Raw genomic sequence first — 18568 nt, 5'->3', positions numbered from 1 at the left:
ATTATTTAGAAGAAACGCTTCCAATGATTGAAGATAATAGTATAGATGTTGTTATTTCCAATTGTGTTTTGAATCTTGTTTCGACGAATGAGAAAGAACAATTATTTAATGAGATTTATAGAGTTTTGAAGAAAAATGGAAAAGCAGTTATATCTGATATTGTCTCAAATGTGGAGGTTCCTCAAGAAATGAGAGAAGATGAAGATTTATGGAGCGGTTGTTATTCAGGGGCAATAGAAGAAAGGGAATTTATCAAGGCATTTGAGAATGTAGGGTTTTATGGTATTCAAATTGATAAACGTGAAGAAACATGGACAACAATTAACAATATTGATTTCAGAAGTATGACAGTTACAGCATATAAAGGTAAAGAAGGATCTTGCACTGATAAAGGTCAATCTGTTATTTATAAAGGACCATTTAAACATATTGAGGATGATGACAATCATATCTATCAAAGAGGTGAGAGAGTGTATGTGTGTGAAAAGACATTTAATTTATTAAAAAAAGAACCATATTTGCATTGCTTTGATTTTATTGATGAAAATGAAGGTCAAATCAGTAATGACAATGACGATTGTGCTCCAACATGCAATTGTTAATCATTTTAGGAGGTGATAATAATGGAGAAAAGTAGTTTTAAAAAGGCTCTTTCTAAGTTAAAGCCAAAACAACAAGAATGTTGCTCTATACAAATTGAAAATAGTAAAGAGAATAAGCAAGAATCAAAAACTAAAAAAGCAAAAAAATAGTGATGTTTCTTATGAAATAGCGATTAAGGGAGCATGAGGTTTCGTGCTTCCTTTTTATTAACTTTAAATTTTATTTTATATGAAAATGTATACTTAAATAATTTAACGAATATCAAATGTAATTAACATCATAAAGAAATATAGCCTGTTAGACCCATCTGATTTAGCATCAGTTGGGCTTTTTTTATATTAAATTATTTTTTTGAAAAACACTTCTATATTTGGCATTTTCTTAAAAATCTTGTTGAAGGTTATGAAAGGGGAAATCATCACCCACCTTTGCAGTTGCGAAGGGAGAGGAAATGCATGATAGAACCAGATCGTACCGAATGGCAAATTCGCTGTGCTTTTAATGCTTTTTGTAAACGAGTATTGAAGAATGAAGCAATCAATATTTATAACGAAAGGCAGCAACTACTTACAAAGGAGCTGACATTTTCTGATCTCAACCCACAAGAAGAAAATCAACTCTTTACCTTGGATAAACAATATGGAGGAGGAGAAGAGCAAGGTTTTCAAGTGGCTGGAAAGAAAATTACTACGAAATTACTTGCTGAAGCGTTGCGTACTTTGCCAGTAGAAAAGCGTGAGACCGTCCTACTATACTATTTTCTTGATAAATCAGATGTAGAAATAGCCGAACTACTAGAGATTCCTCGTAGTACGGTTCAGTATAGACGGACAAGCTCTTTTAAAAGGTTAAAACGGTTTTTGGAGGAACATGCAGATGACTGGGATGATTGATGCTAACACAAAAGACAACGAACGTGGTTTATTACCGTATCCAATTATTTTAGCTGCAAATAAGGGTGAGCCAGAAGCGATGAAATACGTCATTTTACATTATGGAAGCTATATGACTAGTTTGTCGATGCGTAAACTTTATGACGAACAAGGAAATACGTATTGGGGCGTTGATGAAGATACTCGTGATCGTTTACGTTCGAAGCTTATGCAAGCCATTTTAGCTTTCAAGATTTGATTACATGGTTAAGTTTTCCCTTTCATTTCATTAATCATACATTTGTTCTTTGACAAAGAAAGCAAGGAAGATAACGCCTTGCAGTATATATCAAAAAAATCAGATACGTTCTACTGATGAAGAGCTACTTGATTCATGCGCCATGACTTTCAATAGAAGAAACGAGCAATCATCTATGAATCTAATGCAATTGTGGTGGATTGCTGGCGATAACTCATTAGATAGGATAATGATACTCCTCTACCGTCATGGTTCGAGCGTTCAAAGCGTCGCAAGCTATGAGTAGAGCTGGAAGGTATACTTGCAGGGGTGAAATTCCCGTGGAGCTGAACCAACAGCCGTCTGATTTTGATTAATTATAAGGGGGCGTGTTTTTTGAAACAGAATTTGATTCATTATAGTATACAAATTTCTATGTTAAAACAACTGCTAACCCGTAAATTGATTACTGGCAAGGAATATTACATGGTTAAAAATAGATTAATGAAAGAATATGGCATTATTTCTGATATTACAAGCTGAATTGTGTTCCTTTAGATGTTATAATAGAAAGTAAGAAGGAACACGAAGAGAGGAGCTATTATGTCAGAAGTAGAAGTGATTCGGGCCAATAGTAACTTAGCCAATCAGAAACGTGGAAAAGAAATAAAACAGCTTAGAGTCGCAGCCTATTGTAGAGTAAGCACAGACTCGGAAGATCAGTTAAATAGCTATAAATCACAAGTCTCTTATTACTCTGATTTAATTCAGAAAAATGTTGAATGGGTGTTAGCCGATATTTATGCGGACGAGGCGATCACAGGTACACAGGTTACTAAACGTGGAGATTTTCAACGAATGATTAATGACTGTATGAATGGAGATATTGATATGGTGATTACGAAGTCAATATCTAGATTTGCAAGGAATACATTAGATACGTTGAAATATGTTCGTATGTTAAAAGAGAGAGAGATAGCCATTTATTTTGAAGATGAAAAAATTAATACATTGACAATGGATGGTGAATTGTTACTTGTCGTTTTAAGTTCAGTTGCACAACAAGAAGTTGAGAACATATCTGCTAATGTTAAAAAAGGGTTAAAGATGAAAATGAAACGTGGAGAGTTAGTTGGTTTTCAAGGATGTCTTGGTTATGACTATCATCCAGAAGATAAAAGTATTTCAATTAATGAAAAAGAAGCGGAAATTGTTCGTTATATTTTTCAAAGGTATGTTGAGGGAGCTGGAGGTAGTATCATCTCAAGGGAGTTAGAGAATTTAGGCTACAAAACAAAGAGAGGTACTCCAACGTGGGCTGAAACAACTGTACTTGGAATTATCAAGAATGAAAAATATAAAGGCGATATTTTAATGGGAAAAACTTTTACATTAGATCCCATTTCGAAACGTCGATTAGAAAACTTTGGTGAGGAAGATCAGTATTATTTACGAAATCACCATGAACCAATTGTCAGTGCTGAAATATTTGATAAAGCACAGGAAATTAGAATGAGAAGAAATCGAGGACGAAATACAGTAGAAAATAATGGTGGGAAGCGAGAGAAGTATAGTCGTAAATATGCGTTTAGCTGTATGATTGATTGTGGTTACTGTGAAAGTACATTAACAAGGCGCAGATGGCATAGTTCAACGAAATATAGCAAAACGATTTGGCAGTGTGTTACAAGTACAAAGAAGGGAAAAAAATTCTGCCCAGACAGTAAAGGAATACCCGAAGAAGCCATTGAAAAAGCCTTTCTAGAAAGTTACCGAATTATGTGTAATAATAACAAAGACGTATTGGAAGAATTTTTGCAACGAATGGAAGAAACATTGAGCTACAATACGATTCATAAAGAAATAGCTAAAATGGAAAAAGAAATTCAAGGATTAGAAAACAAAAAGAATAAATTAGTAGATATGAGATTGGAGAATATTATCGATAAAAATACGTATGAGGATAAATATAATTCACTCATGCAAGATATTAATGAGAAGGTTCAAACAAGAGAAAAGTCCTTATCGAATTTAGAAGAAGAAAAGGATATTAAAAAACGCTTATTAGCTTTCAAGAAAGTTTTGGAACAAAATGAAGTGATTGAAACGTTTGACCGTTATGTATTTGAAAGTGTCGTTGAGAAAGTAATTGTCGGTGGAGTAGATGAAGATGGAAACAAAGATCCTGCCATGATTACGTTTGTATATAAAACGGGTTTAAGTAATAGTTTAGATGGCGAAAAATTTAAACCAGCTAGAAGAAATGCGAAAAAAGAAAACACAAAAACATCTAACGAATTGTGTTCACATACAGTCAACGAGGATAATAAATTGTGTTCACATAGTAGCACCGACACACTGTGAAATTGTGGCGTTATTGTCTAGGGTGGATGAATAGGAAGAGTTGAAGTGTTGATAGAATAAGGTTTATAGGGTTTCGCTGAAGTTTATTTTGGATGGATAAACGAGCGGAACCCTTTTTTATTGGCTTTAGATGCCCTGAAAATCAGGGTTGACATGGAGATTCCGGGTTGGATAAGCCACCCGGAATCATTCAGAAGTAAATTGTGAAAGGATTGAAAAGATAGGAAAATTATATATTGCCTACGGATAAAATTTAATTCTAGAACAAATGGCAAACAGATGTCCAACTGCAAAATTAGTAGGAACAAGTGAAATAAAGGACCACAAACTCACTTTTAGGGGGCCACAGTTGCATGCTGTGGCAACGGTTGAACCATGCAAGGGGAAAGCGTACCAGCCCTTGTGTGGCAGATTACGCTCAATGACGAAAAAGCACTCGACCGGTATGAGGGATGGCCCCATCTATATAGAAAAGAAATGATGAAAGTTAAAGTCGATAAAAGACAGTAAATGCGATGGTCTATATTATGAATGAAGGTAGACCACTTGAACAGCCGAGTTGTTTCTATTACTCAACTATTCTAGAAGGTTATCAAAGTACAGGATTTGATGATGAATATTTAAGTAGAGCTGTTGAAGATTCATATGAAAAAAATGATGCGGTTTTAGAAAACGATATAGTAAAGAAAAATCATGATAAGATATAAACAATGTTGAAAGTTCTGTAAACGGGGCATTTTGTTTAAGATTATTGTAAGGAAATAATTAATAAGGGGACTACAATGAAGCCTAAAATGACAAGAAAAGAGTTATTAGACACCGACAATATATGGAACGCTATTATAACAGCGATAAGTGAAGTTGATTTATCAACTAAAGACACAGTTTTAAATGAAGCACTTATTATTTTTCAATACTATTCTGAGCTTGAAGGTGGAGGACACGAAAATTTACTGAATTGGCTTGAATCGTATATAGAAGAAATAAGCATTGAAATTTATATAAACAAATTAATAACTATTCTTGAGAAAATTGGTGCTCACGATTATGCAATGATTGAGAGTAAGTACGGTCAAGAAATGTGGAGGTTGTACATTGCTCTAGAAAAAGAAGAGGTAGAAGAAGATGAATTTTATAATGTTATTAAAAAGGCTGATGATGAATACCACAAGCTTGATGGCATATTAGAGGAATTATTAGAAACTTACTTCGTTAGTATTCATACTGATTTAATAGATGTAGTTGAAGATTAACCAATAAAAAATGCTATAGTACCTTCCTTAATCGGGCGCAATTCTTGAATAAAGATCTGTGCCCTGTATTGTAGAATCGGGCCATTATGCTGAAGAAATGTAGCCAATAAAAAGTACAGATTTTTGAATCAGGGGGGATCTTATGTTAAATATGTTTTTGGTAGTGTTGGGATTAATGTTTATGGTGGGTCTTTACCATTTACAAAAGATGCTATGCCGATTTCAAAATAAGTACATAATTATGTAATGTGGAGGGATTCATATGCTATAAATAAGACTGATTAAAGACTTAAAAAATATATATGAAAGTTCATACGATTCTTTTATGAAAGATTATGCACAAATAAAAATACAAACTTAAATATGCGAGATGTAGTTTTTGACTGTCATCAGCTCTCCTACACCTAGAGCAAGTTGTTTTGGATCAGTTAACTCTTTTAAATGCATTGATTTTTTCTTATCAATCGTACAATCTTCAATGTTTGAATTTAAATAGTTAGCAATTTGAACGGTGCTTGTCGGAAAATGCTCAAAATGGTATTTAATGCACAAAAGTAAAGCGAATAATTCTCTTTCCTTTTGTGGGCTAAGCATTTCAAGTTGAATTGGAACATCGAACCCATCAATATAATCTTCTATATCATGATCTACTTCCCAAGCATCAAGCTGTCCTTCAGAAAACTTAAAAGGTTGATCAGATGCAATATAATAATAATATGTCATAAGTACATCTCCTTAACTTTTATAAAATATTATATAATTAAAAAGAGGAAAAGCCAAGTTTTTAAAAAAACATATAATGTGATAAAAATGATTAAGAAATAAAAAAATTGGTATGAATAGCTGAAATTTTCAAATGCCTCCTGTATAGTAATTCTTAATTTCATGATTGGAATGCGTTGATGAAGACGAGTAAGTTAATCATGTTCTTTCAGAGAGCTAGTGGTGCTGTGAACTAGTAGAACAAATTAACTGAATGGCCTTCTGAGCTCTAACCGAACGCTGAATGGTTATTAAGGTTAGTGGTTGTCTCACCGTTACATCGAGACACAGATTTATGACATCTTTCATTGATCTGCTAAAGTGGGCTGTTTATAGCAGTCAACAAAGGAGGTATCACGGGTTTCTCGTCATTTTTAATTAAAGACGAGAGACCCTTTTTTTATTGAAAAATATATGAATAATTCATAGCGTAAGATAAGTAGAGCTTGATAACGGATGTACAGAGAGTCAACCACAGGTGAAAGGTTAGCCATTATATCAAGCTTGAATGGACTTACAAGAGTGTACCTGAACCTGCTTGAAGTAGGGTACGACGGGTTCGACCGTTATATCGATAGAGGCTAAGTTATTCCTAATAAATATCCTGTCCTTGATGAAGTGAAATGCATTAATTAACATTTAACGTGAGGTGGCACCGCGAACAGCATCGTCCTCCATAACCCTATCAGGGGTTATGGGGGATTTTTTTATTGAGTGACACCGTTCCAACTCACTGACGCAAATGACAATAGACTAACATAATGATAAACAAAAGGAGTGTACAAACATGAACATGACCTATAAAATTCGTCAGATTGAAGGCGATACGTTAACACCTATGTGCCTGCTTATTCGGAAAATTAAAAGCAAAAAAGACCATCATCAGAATTTTATATATTTATGATAAGATATAAAAAAGTTGAACATTAAGCAAATGGTCGAGTCTACTAAGAGTGACTTTATAAGAGGAGAAGATTATATGCTTGAAGAGTTAATTAAAAATTGGAAGCTGTACTGTAAAGAGAAAAAATTTGTGGGGATAGGCTCTACAAGAAAGGTATACAGAGTTTCAGACTATGTAATAAAAGTCAATTTACATCCAATCGGATATAACCAATCAAAAAATGAATTTGAAATTTACACCGAAATGGAGAATAAATTTCTAGATCCTTTACTCGCTCAGAACTATTACTATGATGATCTTATTTCTATACAAAAATACTATGCACCCTTAGAACTTATAGATAATCAATCGTATGAAATAAACTTTGAGAATCACTCGCATTTAATTCCTGATTCATTTGAAAAAATTTTGAATGAATTGGATAGAAATTTTGATTGCTTTGATTTAAAAGACAGTAGTAATTTTGGATTAGATAATGAAGGAAAGCTTGTTTTTATTGATTATGGTATGACAAAGTCTTTGTATGAAACGATGTGGGTTCCATTAGCTGAAGAGGGTATACTTCCTCAAATATACTTTGATATTTGTAACAGCTGTGGAGTAGAGAAAGAGTTACGTATGTATGGAGATAATGATAAAGATAAACGCTGTTATGAATGTGGAAAAGAATAAAATGATTTAGAAACATTTAAGTAGATGTCTTAAACCCAGATAATAATCGGGGCTTTTTTGTCCGTAAATTTTATATAAATAGCGGTATCATTATAATTACAAGTGGTAAACTATTAATATTATATCGTCTTTCATTCATTATATTGGAGGTGAAGTGTTGAATTTTAAATCTAAAAAAGATGTTTGGCTTTCTGTACTTATTTGGGGAGTAATCATTTTAATGTTTTTTATAATGATAACTGAACAAAATATAGTGGTGTATATTGTCGGAATATTAAACAATGCACTACTATTATGGTTATGGTTTGGGACTAGTTATAGAATTGACGATGAAAAGCTTATAGTTAGATCAGGACCTTTTAAAAGTACAATAGATATTAAAACTATAAAAAAAAAAATTAAAAGCTACAAAAACACTATTAGCAGGACCAGCGCTATCTTTAGATAGAATAGAAATTCAGTATAAAACTTATGATAACGTAATTGTATCACCAAAAGATAAAATCGAATTTATTGAAACTTTATTAATTAAAAATAACTCGATTGAAGTCGATAATTGACTTATTCTGCGAAGTAGGAATGTTCTCATTACCATTTGCAACATGCGTGAAACGTCTTACTGGTATAGGAATTGTCGAGACTTCAATAGAATCAGCAAAACAAAATGCAGAAGATAACGAAGTTACAAATACTTACTTCCTCGCAAAAGATATAACTTGCTCAAAGATTTTGGCTATGAACTAAAAATCGTACAACTTGTGGACCTATTTCTACATACGGTGCACTGTGAAATTGTGGCGTTATTAGAACTAAAAGAGATATAGAAATATTAAATGCCCGTTAGATTTTTATCTAACAGGCATTTTTCTATGAAATGAGTTTTAAGCCAATTGCACTGCTGAGAATCAGTGCAATAAATAATATTCTATAGATACTTTTTGATTCCCCAAAGTAAACCATACCAATAAGTGAACTGCACACAACGCTTATTCCTGTCCATATTGCATAAGCTGTTCCCATTGGAATATAAATTAACGAATAGTGCAAGAACACAAGTGACATACCTATACCGATGAGAATGTAAATAACAGTTTGCCAATCTTTTTTAATAGTTAAGCGATTGATCATTGAAACCGCAAATGTTTCAAACATGCCTGAAATAATTAAGCTTATCCATGCCATTATCTCTCATACCTCGCTTCGCTTTGTCGTTTTTCATAATCTGTGACAATCATCAGCCCAATCACACTAGTTAAAAGTGTTAAAATTAAAAAAATCTTCAACCAATTGAAAGGTTCTCCAAAGAATAATATTTCTGCAACTACAGTACCACCAGCTCCTAATCCAACAAATACAGTATAGACGGTAGTTGTAGGTAGAATCTGTGCAACTTTGATCATTAAAACGTTACTTACTATGATTAAGATTACAGTGAGCGTCCAAGTCCAAAAATTATATGAATGGGCAAGTCCAATTACCCATAACACTTCAAAAAAAGATGCTAAAAATAAAGTGAACCAATATTTTTTCATAGTTACCCCCAAATAAAATTAAAAAGCCTGAGAAAACTGATATCAGTTTCTCCCAGGCTTTTATCCTTCCGTGACACAGAAAAATCTATGAGTTTTCTCTTGGACCAGGCTAACCTATAGATTACGGAACCCTAGAAAACATTTTATATTTACATATTAGTCAATAGGATTATAGCTGATTTTAATATTATTTTCAAATCAACAAGAATTAATTAATAACAGTATTTCCCTTTTAATTATTTTATAACTAGAAAAAGTCGTAAAAGTAGAGAATGGAGAAGTGACCATAAATAAGATTAAACCAACAAAAGATAATCTTAAAAAATTGAAATCTGACGCGTGTCAGAATATACTAAATGGTGTAGTAGGACGCATGTGAAGTTAGACGAAATTATAAATTATATATAGAGGAGCATGCTTAATGCAAATATATTGGACTAAAATAAATAAGATCATAGATGAGAATTCAGAAGTCAAAACATACTTCTTAGACTGCCCTGAGGACTTCACTTGGGAAGAGGGCGCACATACGCATTTTGCACTGAAAGGTTTCCAAGATGAAAATGTAGGCAAAAAAATGGTACGCCATATGTCTATCTCAACAACGAATGATGAAAGTGTAATAGGAATTACAACACGTATCAGAGATCTGCCTTCTGAATTTAAAAAAGCATTAAAGGAACATTCAGTTGGAGATGATGTTGCACTATTTAAAACTCATTCCAACGTGCCGCTAAAAAGAGAAAACAAGAATATTTATTTATTATCATCAGGTGTAGGTTTAGCAACATTTAGACCACTTGTTCTTGAATATTTAAAACGTGCGGATGACGTAAATCAAATTCATTCACTAAATATTGATTCATCAAAAGAATTTTTATTCTCTGATGTATTCGAGAGTTCGTCAGAGAAGAAATTTACTTCTGAGTTTGTGGATAACCGTCAAAGTTATTATGAGAGAGTAAAAGAACTTGCTGAAGACAAAGGCGGTCTATTTTATGTTGTAGGTAGCGACGAGTTCATTGTACAAAACATAGAATTATTACGCGAACAAGGTATTCTAAAAGAGCAGATTTTACTTGATAAGCATGCAGTACAATTACCTAAATATTTTACTGCTTAAGTAGTTAGGAGTAGTTAAATTGAGTAGAGATAAAATTAAAGAAGTCGCAATTAAACATTTTAATCATTATGGCTACGCAGGGACAAGTCTTTCTAAAATTGCAGAAGAAGTTGGTATTCGTAAACAGTCACTAGCATATCATTTTCCAAATAAATGCGAGCTATTTCAAAATGTATATAAAGAGGTAGTGGAGAAAGAAATCAATTTTGTCCGAAATTATTTTCAGGAAAATAAAGATAAACAAATAGATGAGCAGCTATATAATTTTTTGTCTCTACACAAAGAACGATTTCTATCAGATCATAATGTAACACTTATGTTAACGACAACGCTTCAGACACCTGAAGGTATACCAAAAGATATTTTAGAAGAGCCCTATAGATTTATCAGAGTATTAACTGAAACACTAAAAAGTTGTTTCCAAAAAGAATCATTCCGACTAAGTGCAGAAGACTGTGCACTCGCTTTTGTTACGTTAATTGATGGTCTAAATATCCAGCTCGTTTATGAAGACAAAGAGAGATATGAACGACTACAAAAGATAACATGGGATATATTTTGGTCGGGGATTCAAAAATAAAATGGTTAAGACCTATCAACAATGCGAATTGCATGTAGATAGGTCTTTTTTTAAAAAATAGTATTAATATTTAAGGCGTTTGAAACTTTTCTATATAGTCCATAATGTGATTTAAATTCACAGTAAAATCATGATCGCTAAAGTTGATGTATACCAAAAATAGTTACCTCTTTTCTTGTGTTTCTAGTAACTTAATTAAATGATATCTAATACTTTTAATACATCACCTATATGTAGACTGGACAAAAGATTCTTAATAAATAGATTATATGTGTATAATAAACAAAAAATATTGAACGAGGTATGCGATGAGTGTAATAAAACGTTTTAATACAGCATTATTTGATATAGGAATTCCATCTTTAGAAGATTCAGCAGTATTTTATACTTCTCCAGTTGCGATTCGTTTTGAAATAGGTGGAGATGAGGATATTTATATTTCTAGGTTGTTTAATAAAACAAAGATAAATCCATTATATGTGAACGAAGCATTGAACCGTGCACTTACTATTTTAGATGATCTACCTAAAGATAATTGGATAATAAAAATTGATTTTTATAATAAAAAAGATAAAAATAAAATAATCAAAGTATTTAATTTAGGTAAACCAGATGCTTCTGTTACAAATGCATATGAGTTAGATGGTGACCCATTTGAATACTACGAGTTATATTGGGAACTTGATAATTTAACTTCTTTTAAAGAGAAGTTGCTAAAAGAGATTATTTTGTCGGATATTGGGGGCAATTTAGATTTAAGTTCAAGTGTGTATTTAATGAATACAGAACATAATATTTTATTTCATCTTTATGATGACCGTGGCCTTGATGTTGCTGCTCATGAAACAAATACTATAGATCATCTCTATCACAAATATAATCATTGGATTTTAGATTATGATAGAGACGAGATTGATGAGGTGTTTAATGAAAAAGATTCCTGAAAGCTTTGGTCTTGATATTGCTAGAGTATTAGAAGTTGAAGATTCTCATAGTTCGGAAGTTTTTAAAGTGATATTAACTTCTGGCGAAATTGTGTATGTTAAATATCCATATTCAAAACTAAAGTACCAACGTGAGTTAGATAGTTTTAATATTTTAAATGAAAAGGTTAGGATTCCAAAATTACTGGACTTTAATTCTGAAACATTCCTTTTGTCTGAATTAAAAGGGCGTCCGCTTTCTAAAAATGATCCACCTAATATTGCGTATCAAGTAGGTGTATTACATGCCAAAATGCATAATGTTAGGCCACACGAGGATATCATTTATTCTGGAATCAAAAATGAATATCCACATTGGAACACGTTTGTTGAACAGATGTTTGAAGGGTTTAAAGAAAACGTAAAGTCTGCAATTGACAAAGATCTATATAATAAATCTATACTTAAATTTGAACAAATGAAAAATAATTTACCAGAGCCAGATGGTCCGTGTTTCATTCATATGGATTTCAGGCCTGCTAATATTATTGTCGATAATGATAAAGTAACTGGTGTCATCGATTTTGAGAGTGTACGTTTTGGATCATCCGAGATAGATTTTACTAAAATTTATAGAGATTATTTAAGGTTTGATGCAGATGTTTTTGGGGCCTATAAAGAAGGCTATAGATCTGTACGTCCATTGATAGACTTAAACTTAGTACTTCCTTTTTATGAGTTCACAAACGCGTTTATGAGTATCGGATGGTGCGTAAAAAGAGGGATTACTGAAAACCAATCGTTCTATGATGCGAGTCTAGAAACTTTGATAACTTTAATAAACAGGGAAGAATCTCATGAATAATAATATGATCACTTTGAAGTTACTTTAGGCGGTTTTTATGGGTGAATCTATGTGCGTCTTAAACTATGGTACTATTTAAGTAATTACTTATGGTACGAATAGGGTGATTCTTATGCAAAGAGAGATAACTGTAAAGCAAACGGGTTTCTTTAATAAATATAGAACAATCCAAAAAGCGGTTGATGATATTTTACCTGGAGGTACGATCTATGTCGAGTCTGGCGAGTACATAGAAAACGTTGTATTTCACGGAAAAGATGTGACAGTAATTGGTAAAGGTGACGCTGTCATCAAAGAGAACACATCACGTTCTGTCATTACAGTTCGTACGTGCACCGTGAACTTGCAAGGATTATACATTATTCAGGAGAACCCTTCGAATACTGTACATGCTTCTGCTCAAGGGACTGTAAATATTAAAGAGTGTTATTTAGAAGGTTACAAAGTAAATCATGATAGCCAGTATCCTGTGGTGTGGGCAGGAGGTCAATCGACAGTAAACATCGAGAACTCGACGCTTGTTGCACGTAAAGGTGAAACCTGTTATGTGACTGAGTCCAAGATGTCTATTGCAAAATGTGATTTAAAAGGGTTTGGTATCGGTGTTCATAATGGCTCAACTCTAACGGTTAGGGACGTAAATATTCAATCTCCATTTAGCCATGGCATATATAGTGTGAAGTCTAAAATAGATGTGAGTCATTTCGAAGTTACTGGTGGTGGAGTCGCAATCCTTGTCGAGCAGTCGGATGCGGTCGTTAAAAATCTGAAAGCAATACATCAATATAGAGATGTGATTAGAATCTCAGAAAGCAACGTGACTGTTGAAGATGCCTATATCGACGACTTTATGAGTATTAAAAATTTAGATAAAGAACAAACAAGTCCTGGTATTCCGATTACCAATAATTCAAAAGTAGCTCTGAAGAATATTGAAATCAAAAATTCGCCGAGTGGTGCGATTGGTTTTATGCATTCTGAAGTTGATTTAGATAATGTGAAGATCGAAAATACATTCACAGGTATCTTAACGGAATACTCTAAGATAAACATTAAAAATCTTACAGCAAAAAATATTGAGTGCAATGCACTGAGCATCAAAAATTGTGATAGCCCAATTATAGATACGGCTTGGTTACAAGACTTTGGTCAGAGTAGAGATGATAATTTCCCAGGATTCTTTATTCAGAAGACAAAGCATTTGCGAGCGAAAAATATCGATATAGTAAGTTCATTTGCAGACGGTGTATCTATCAATGAAGCGGATGATAACCTGTTTGAAGATATGAGAATTAAAGGTGTAAATATTGGTATCTATGCATGGGTAACGGATCTAAATCTTACAAATGTAGAATTGGAACAGTGTGGAAACCAGTCATTATACACGAACAATGCTACTGTGAAGCTGAATAGCTTTAGGTCACATGATAATCTAAAGTTTAGAGCGAATGCAAATCCTAAAAATGATAATATCAAAACACCATCTGTAGTGTTTATGAAATCTAAATTAATAGCACAAGATATAGAGATTTCTGATTCATTTGATGCAATGAATATTATTGATGAGAGTAAGGTAACGTTTGATTCTTATGCAGTAAGTGGAAACATTGAAGTTATTAATTCTAATGCAATATTCAACTCATTTAAAACAATGAATGACACAGAGGCATCGATTATTAATCTTGTAGACGCCTCTACGGTTAACGCATCATTTGATGATCCAAATACAAAAATTATGCTTTCAAAAGATAAAACCAGCACATTCAGTTCAAACCTAAGATACAATCCAGAAAAGTTAGTACAAGTGAATTTCAGAAAAGAAGACTAGAGGTAAGAATACTCTCTAGTCTTTTTTCATTTATTTTTATAATGTTTCTGAAAAAGATTTTATCTTCTCACCAATCTCGTCACGAATTCTCTGGAATGTGTTCCAATCTTTTCCAGCAGGGTCTTCAAATCCCCAGTGTTCGTGTTTGACTCCTTTTGGGATTACTGGGCATTTATCAGCAGCATCTTTACAAAGCGTCACAACTAATGTTGCTTTCTCAAAAATAGTTGGATTGATTAAATCTGATGTTTGATTTGAAATATCAATACCAACTTCTTGCATTGCTTTAACTGCATTTGGATTCACACCGTGTGTTTCGATTCCAGCGCTATAAACATCCCAATCAGGTAAGAACTTTTTTCCAAAACCTTCAGCCATCTGACTTCTGCACGAGTTCCCTGTGCATAAAAAGTAAATGAGTTTTTTCTCCATAATCATATTCTCCTAAAATAATATTAGCGATATATACAGACCAACGAGTGTAATAAATAGAATAGGAATCGTGAGTATAATACCTGTTTTAAAGTATGTGCCCCAAGAGATTTTGATTCCTTTTGTAGATAATACATGTAACCAAAGTAATGTCGCAAGTGATCCAATCGGCGTAATTTTTGGTCCTAAATCTGAACCAATCACGTTTGCGTATATCAGTGCTTCTCTCGTGAGTCCAGTTGTATTCGTCTCAGCAATCGCAATCGCATCAATCATGACAGTTGGCATATTATTCATGATAGATGAAAGTATCGCTGCAATGAATCCCATCGCAACTGTAGCTACGAATAATCCATGTTCTGCACTTGATTGAATTAAGTTTGCTAACACATTCGTGAGGCCAGCATTTTTAAGTCCAAATACAACGACATACATACCAATAGAGAAGAATACAATCGCCCATGGTGCACCCTTAATCACTGTTTTCGTGTTTACCGCTTCACTATTTCTGGCAAGTACTAAGAAGAATATCGCCACAATTCCCGCAATAAATGAAACAGGAATGCCTATAAACTCACTCGTAAAATACCCAATCATTAAAACAATTAACACAACCCACGACCATTTAAAGAGTTTGTGATCTTTTATAGCCTCAATCGGTTGTTTTACGTGTGCTACATCATATACTTTTGGAATATCTTTTCTAAAATATATAAATAAAACTAGGATTGTCGCAATGAGTGAGAATAGGTTTGGTAACATCATACGGATTGCATACTCAATGAATCCTATGTTAAAGAAATCAGCTGAAACGATGTTTACAAGGTTACTAATAACAAATGGTAGGGATGTTGTATCCGCAATGAATCCACTCGCCATTATAAAGGGAAATATAAACTTCTCCTTGAAATTCAAGTTGCGAACCATTGATAACACAATAGGTGTCAGAATTAATGCAGCACCGTCGTTTGCAAATAATGCCGAAACAACAGCACCTAAAAGGCTGACATAGATAAACATACGCACACCGTTGCCTTTAGCAAATTTTGCCATATGTAATGCTGCCCATTCAAATAATCCAATTTCATCTAGGATGAGAGAAATCAAGATAATCGCTACAAATGCGAGCGTTGCGTTCCATACGATACCTGTCACTTCAATAACATCACTAAAATTCACAACGCCAACAATTAAAGCAAGAATGGCACCACCAATTGCTGACCATCCAATAGATAGACCTTTTGGTTGTATGATGACTAAACTCAATGTAATTAAAAATATAATTAAAGCTAGAAAAATAGACATTAAAAATTCGTTCCTTTCACTATGTTTAAATATATAAATTAATATAGTGGAATGCAATGAAAAAAGCCGAAATTTATGCTTCAGATTAATGTATATTTATCTTTTTGTTCTAATTCATGAATGAGTTTTTCACAATCGATGTTCAAGTAAGGCAATTTTAAATATGAATGATGATTGGTATGATCTTCATTCTAAACTTTTTAACAACTATAGCTTATATGCATGGTGTACTTAAATTTTCTAAAATGAGATTTATACTATTGAGTAATAATTTAAGACGTTCATTTTGAACGTCTTTTTATAATTAATTAAAAATTTTGAAAATAATCACAAGTTTTCGTCTTTTTATTACGAAACCTTATCTGATCGCGTAATTTTTATGTATAATAATGGGTAAGGAAGGTGACCTTGATGAGACATTATTATTGGGAAATAGGTAAGCGTCATAATAGTAGGAATGTATATATTACCGATGAAGCGGATAATCGCATTGGTGAGGTGGTTTTATCAAACGAAAGCGGGTTTGATGAGAGAAATAGTTATGTTTTTACATATAATGATAACGATTCTTATTTTTTAGGCCTTAAAAAGCGTCGATTCAAAGACATGAATGTTGCACGTTATCGCATGATTTTTGGTGGAGAATTATTTAAACTACGTGAGAAAAAAATACATAACATTATGAACTTCCGTGTTGATGGAATCATCAACGATATACCTTATGTTTTCAAAGAGAATACAACTGGAGTTGTTGAAATGATAAAAGACAAGACAATCATCGGTCGTATTGCTGATGATGAAATTGTCTTAAACGATAATGCGGAACGTTATGAGATGAGTGCGCTCTTCTTAATGTATTTCATGTTTAAGTTATATAAACGTGAAGATATCCCATTTAAAAAATACTTATAATATCGAATGAATCATCCATTGGAGGAACAACCATGTATATTTTAGCTTATAGTATTTTAACTCCTTTAATTGCAGTGTTTTTACCTATGGTTCTAAATAACGAAAATGGTTGGCTCATTACTATTTTAATGTCCATGCTTGGAATCATCTTTAGTGTGACCAACCTGATTGAAAAGAGAGACAAGATTGCAATTATTGTTTTAGTTGCAAACATCGGTGTTTTTATTTACTCAATATTCGCAACCATTAATTACTGGACGAACTGACGAGTCAGTTCTTTTTTATGTCAATAATCGTATTCACTAAAATTGATCTCGCATGTGCCTGTTTTGATATGTGTAACAATTTCTTTAGCGATATAAGGCGCTGCAGTGAGTCCACTTGAACCGAGTCCATTAATCGCATAAGTATTTTTATCTGGCTGACCGATGTAGGGGAGAAAGTCTCTCGTGTAAGGTCTAAGTCCAACACGCATTTCTATATCTTCATATTCAATGTCTCTGAAATATTCTCTTACTAGGTTCTTTAAATACTGATAGTTTTCTGTGTTCGGTGTAACATCAAAACTTTCTGTATCAATGTGAGTTGTGCCTATCGCAAATGTATTTTTCCCAGTGTTTACAATATAATGGCTACGGTGCATCACAACTGGTAAATGCTCGAACGCTGTATTTAAAGTTTTAAAATGATAAATTTCTGCACGCTGGTGGGAGACTTTTGGTTCGAAAGGTTGCTCAATCCCCCAAGCGCCGGTTGTAAAAATGTAAGTATCTGTATCATTTCTGTCTTTATCTTTGAATGACTCATTTTTGATCGTACCCCCAAGTGATAAGTACGCATCTTTTAATGCATTTAAAAGTCCTCCACCAGTGACTTGCGAGCCTCCAGAAACGTATAGTCCTGTATGATCCTGTGTTAGTGCATCATGCTTACTAATATCATTATTTAATTTTCCGATTTCAGGATATAACTCCATCTTAGCTTTAATTCTCTTACGTGCTTTTTCTAGCTTGTTGTCATCATCAAAAAGAATTACAGCACCGTTATTTTCATAATTCGTCGAGAGTGTTGTATGTGCATTTATGAGTTCAATAAACTCAGGATAATATTTCGCGCCACTTGTCACGAGTTTCAGCCAAGGCTTGTTGCGTCTCTGTGACACCCATGGCACGATGATTCCTGCTGAAGCGGCGGATGCTTGTCCTTTATCATTCCTGTCATAAACGATCGATTGTATATTTTCTTTTTGTAGCAAGAACGCGATACTCATACCTTGAAGTCCGCCACCGATGATATGAATCATGAAATCTCTCCTAACGTCTTTTTTAAAAGTATACGTGTTAGTGTAGATTAATTTCAAGCATTCGATATAGAACGTGTGTTCGAATTTTGGTATACTA

Annotated in this window: 24 protein-coding genes, 1 pseudogene, 1 riboswitch and 2 other annotated features; of the genes and pseudogenes, 19 read left to right on the top strand and 6 right to left on the bottom strand. The window is 33.2% G+C overall.

The genetic code is table 11. The features are described from left to right. Positions 1 to 23: 23 nt before the first annotated feature. The 8 genes from IEU51_RS09335 to IEU51_RS08080 all read left to right on the top strand — a co-directional run bounded on the left by IEU51_RS09335 (position 24) and on the right by IEU51_RS08080 (position 5330). Positions 24 to 602 (top strand): methyltransferase domain-containing protein, encoded by a 579-nt coding sequence (locus tag IEU51_RS09335; protein ID WP_229713926.1) that lies wholly within the window; start codon positions 24 to 26, stop codon positions 600 to 602. A 21-nt stretch (positions 603 to 623) separates the two neighbouring features. After that, on the top strand, positions 624 to 752 hold the full coding sequence (locus tag IEU51_RS09385; protein ID WP_268234196.1) for a hypothetical protein: 129 nt from the start codon (positions 624 to 626) through the stop codon (positions 750 to 752). A 306-nt stretch (positions 753 to 1058) separates the two neighbouring features. Continuing rightward, entirely contained in the window at positions 1059 to 1496 is a 438-nt protein-coding gene (locus IEU51_RS08100; RefSeq protein ID WP_186088552.1) for an RNA polymerase sigma factor, read from the top strand. Further along, a complete protein-coding gene (locus IEU51_RS08095; RefSeq protein ID WP_186088553.1) occupies positions 1480 to 1734 on the top strand; it encodes a helix-turn-helix domain-containing protein in 255 nt (84 codons plus the stop codon). Before IEU51_RS08100 ends, IEU51_RS08095 begins: the two co-directional genes overlap by 17 nt. Positions 1735 to 2316: 582 nt before the next feature. Then, positions 2317 to 4077, top strand: a complete 1761-nt coding sequence (locus tag IEU51_RS08090; protein WP_186088554.1) for a recombinase family protein — start codon at positions 2317 to 2319, stop codon at positions 4075 to 4077. Positions 4078 to 4452: 375 nt separating this feature from the next. Beyond that, positions 4453 to 4587, top strand: a complete 135-nt coding sequence (locus IEU51_RS09460) for a gamma-glutamylcyclotransferase (RefSeq protein ID WP_229713925.1) — start codon at positions 4453 to 4455, stop codon at positions 4585 to 4587. Between the two features lie 17 nt (positions 4588 to 4604). Then, on the top strand, positions 4605 to 4784 hold the full coding sequence (locus IEU51_RS09455; RefSeq protein ID WP_229713923.1) for a hypothetical protein: 180 nt from the start codon (positions 4605 to 4607) through the stop codon (positions 4782 to 4784). 75 nt (positions 4785 to 4859) lie between these two features. Continuing rightward, positions 4860 to 5330: a hypothetical protein gene (locus IEU51_RS08080; RefSeq protein ID WP_186088555.1), complete on the top strand. Its 471-nt coding sequence runs from the start codon at positions 4860 to 4862 to the stop codon at positions 5328 to 5330. A gap of 357 nt (positions 5331 to 5687) precedes the next feature. Here the strand turns inward: IEU51_RS08080 and IEU51_RS08075 are convergent, their stop codons facing one another. Continuing rightward, positions 5688 to 6053, bottom strand: coding sequence for a hypothetical protein (locus tag IEU51_RS08075; RefSeq protein ID WP_186088556.1), 366 nt, complete (start codon positions 6051 to 6053; stop codon positions 5688 to 5690). A gap of 167 nt (positions 6054 to 6220) precedes the next feature. Next, positions 6221 to 6468: a binding site (T-box leader), on the top strand. A 41-nt stretch (positions 6469 to 6509) separates the two neighbouring features. After that, positions 6510 to 6770 (top strand) — a binding site (T-box leader). Between the two features lie 301 nt (positions 6771 to 7071). Here IEU51_RS08075 and IEU51_RS08070 point away from each other — a divergent pair. From IEU51_RS08070 to IEU51_RS08055, 4 genes and pseudogenes are all read left to right on the top strand, one after another. Next, the gene (locus tag IEU51_RS08070; RefSeq protein WP_186088557.1) at positions 7072 to 7668 is read left to right on the top strand and encodes a protein kinase; all 597 of its coding nucleotides are present in this window, start codon (positions 7072 to 7074) and stop codon (positions 7666 to 7668) included. Positions 7669 to 7825: 157 nt separating this feature from the next. Further along, positions 7826 to 8116, top strand: coding sequence for a PH domain-containing protein (locus IEU51_RS08065; protein ID WP_186088558.1), 291 nt, complete (start codon positions 7826 to 7828; stop codon positions 8114 to 8116). Between the two features lies 1 nt (position 8117). After that, positions 8118 to 8228 carry a PH domain-containing protein gene (locus IEU51_RS09445; RefSeq protein ID WP_408634899.1) on the top strand — a complete coding sequence of 37 codons (111 nt, stop codon included), beginning with the start codon at positions 8118 to 8120 and terminating at the stop codon, positions 8226 to 8228. Beyond that, a pseudogene (locus IEU51_RS08055) lies at positions 8215 to 8492 on the top strand (23S rRNA (uracil(1939)-C(5))-methyltransferase RlmD); the annotation flags it as partial. The gene IEU51_RS09445 and the pseudogene IEU51_RS08055, both read left to right, overlap by 14 nt. Positions 8493 to 8535: 43 nt before the next feature. Here the strand turns inward: IEU51_RS08055 and IEU51_RS08050 are convergent. Continuing rightward, a complete protein-coding gene (locus tag IEU51_RS08050; protein ID WP_186088559.1) occupies positions 8536 to 8850 on the bottom strand; it encodes a DMT family transporter in 315 nt (104 codons plus the stop codon). Next, positions 8850 to 9200: a DMT family transporter gene (locus tag IEU51_RS08045; protein ID WP_186088560.1), complete on the bottom strand. Its 351-nt coding sequence runs from the start codon at positions 9198 to 9200 to the stop codon at positions 8850 to 8852. Before IEU51_RS08045 ends, IEU51_RS08050 begins: the two co-directional genes overlap by 1 nt. Before the next feature lie 47 nt (positions 9201 to 9247). After that, positions 9248 to 9346: riboswitch (guanidine-I (ykkC/yxkD leader) on the bottom strand. A gap of 275 nt (positions 9347 to 9621) precedes the next feature. On the opposite strand from IEU51_RS08045, the gene IEU51_RS08040 reads away from it, so the two are divergent. From IEU51_RS08040 to IEU51_RS08020, 5 genes are all read left to right on the top strand, one after another. Next, positions 9622 to 10323 (top strand): ferredoxin reductase domain-containing protein, encoded by a 702-nt coding sequence (locus IEU51_RS08040; protein WP_186088561.1) that lies wholly within the window; start codon positions 9622 to 9624, stop codon positions 10321 to 10323. A gap of 19 nt (positions 10324 to 10342) precedes the next feature. Further along, on the top strand, positions 10343 to 10903 hold the full coding sequence (locus IEU51_RS08035) for a TetR/AcrR family transcriptional regulator (RefSeq protein ID WP_186088562.1): 561 nt from the start codon (positions 10343 to 10345) through the stop codon (positions 10901 to 10903). 308 nt (positions 10904 to 11211) lie between these two features. Next, positions 11212 to 11847 carry a DUF3885 domain-containing protein gene (locus IEU51_RS08030; RefSeq protein WP_186088563.1) on the top strand — a complete coding sequence of 212 codons (636 nt, stop codon included), beginning with the start codon at positions 11212 to 11214 and terminating at the stop codon, positions 11845 to 11847. Then, on the top strand, positions 11831 to 12691 hold the full coding sequence (locus tag IEU51_RS08025; protein WP_229713922.1) for an aminoglycoside phosphotransferase family protein: 861 nt from the start codon (positions 11831 to 11833) through the stop codon (positions 12689 to 12691). Before IEU51_RS08030 ends, IEU51_RS08025 begins: the two co-directional genes overlap by 17 nt. A 112-nt stretch (positions 12692 to 12803) precedes the next feature. Further along, complete coding sequence (locus IEU51_RS08020) at positions 12804 to 14519, top strand: hypothetical protein (protein ID WP_186088565.1); 1716 nt, start codon at positions 12804 to 12806, stop codon at positions 14517 to 14519. Positions 14520 to 14555: 36 nt separating this feature from the next. Here the strand turns inward: IEU51_RS08020 and arsC are convergent, their stop codons facing one another. After that, on the bottom strand, positions 14556 to 14951 hold the full coding sequence (gene arsC / locus IEU51_RS08015; RefSeq protein ID WP_186088566.1) for an arsenate reductase (thioredoxin): 396 nt from the start codon (positions 14949 to 14951) through the stop codon (positions 14556 to 14558). Between the two features lie 12 nt (positions 14952 to 14963). Further along, the gene (locus tag IEU51_RS08010) at positions 14964 to 16256 is read right to left on the bottom strand and encodes an arsenic transporter (protein WP_308808181.1); all 1293 of its coding nucleotides are present in this window, start codon (positions 16254 to 16256) and stop codon (positions 14964 to 14966) included. 411 nt (positions 16257 to 16667) lie between these two features. On the opposite strand from IEU51_RS08010, the gene IEU51_RS08005 reads away from it, so the two are divergent. Both IEU51_RS08005 and IEU51_RS08000 read left to right on the top strand, forming a co-directional pair. Next, entirely contained in the window at positions 16668 to 17168 is a 501-nt protein-coding gene (locus tag IEU51_RS08005) for a hypothetical protein (protein WP_186088567.1), read from the top strand. 32 nt (positions 17169 to 17200) lie between these two features. Then, a complete protein-coding gene (locus IEU51_RS08000) occupies positions 17201 to 17434 on the top strand; it encodes a hypothetical protein (RefSeq protein WP_186088568.1) in 234 nt (77 codons plus the stop codon). A 20-nt stretch (positions 17435 to 17454) separates the two neighbouring features. Here IEU51_RS08000 and IEU51_RS07995 read toward each other — a convergent pair whose 3' ends face one another. Continuing rightward, positions 17455 to 18471 (bottom strand): NAD(P)/FAD-dependent oxidoreductase, encoded by a 1017-nt coding sequence (locus IEU51_RS07995; protein ID WP_186088569.1) that lies wholly within the window; start codon positions 18469 to 18471, stop codon positions 17455 to 17457. Between the last annotated feature and the right edge of the window lie 97 nt (positions 18472 to 18568).

The sequence above is a fragment of the Phocicoccus schoeneichii genome (assembly GCF_014635565.1).
Lineage (GTDB): Bacteria > Bacillota > Bacilli > Staphylococcales > Salinicoccaceae > Phocicoccus > Phocicoccus schoeneichii.
Note: the sequence above shows the minus strand (reverse complement) of the source record. Positions and strands in the feature narration are given on the sequence as shown.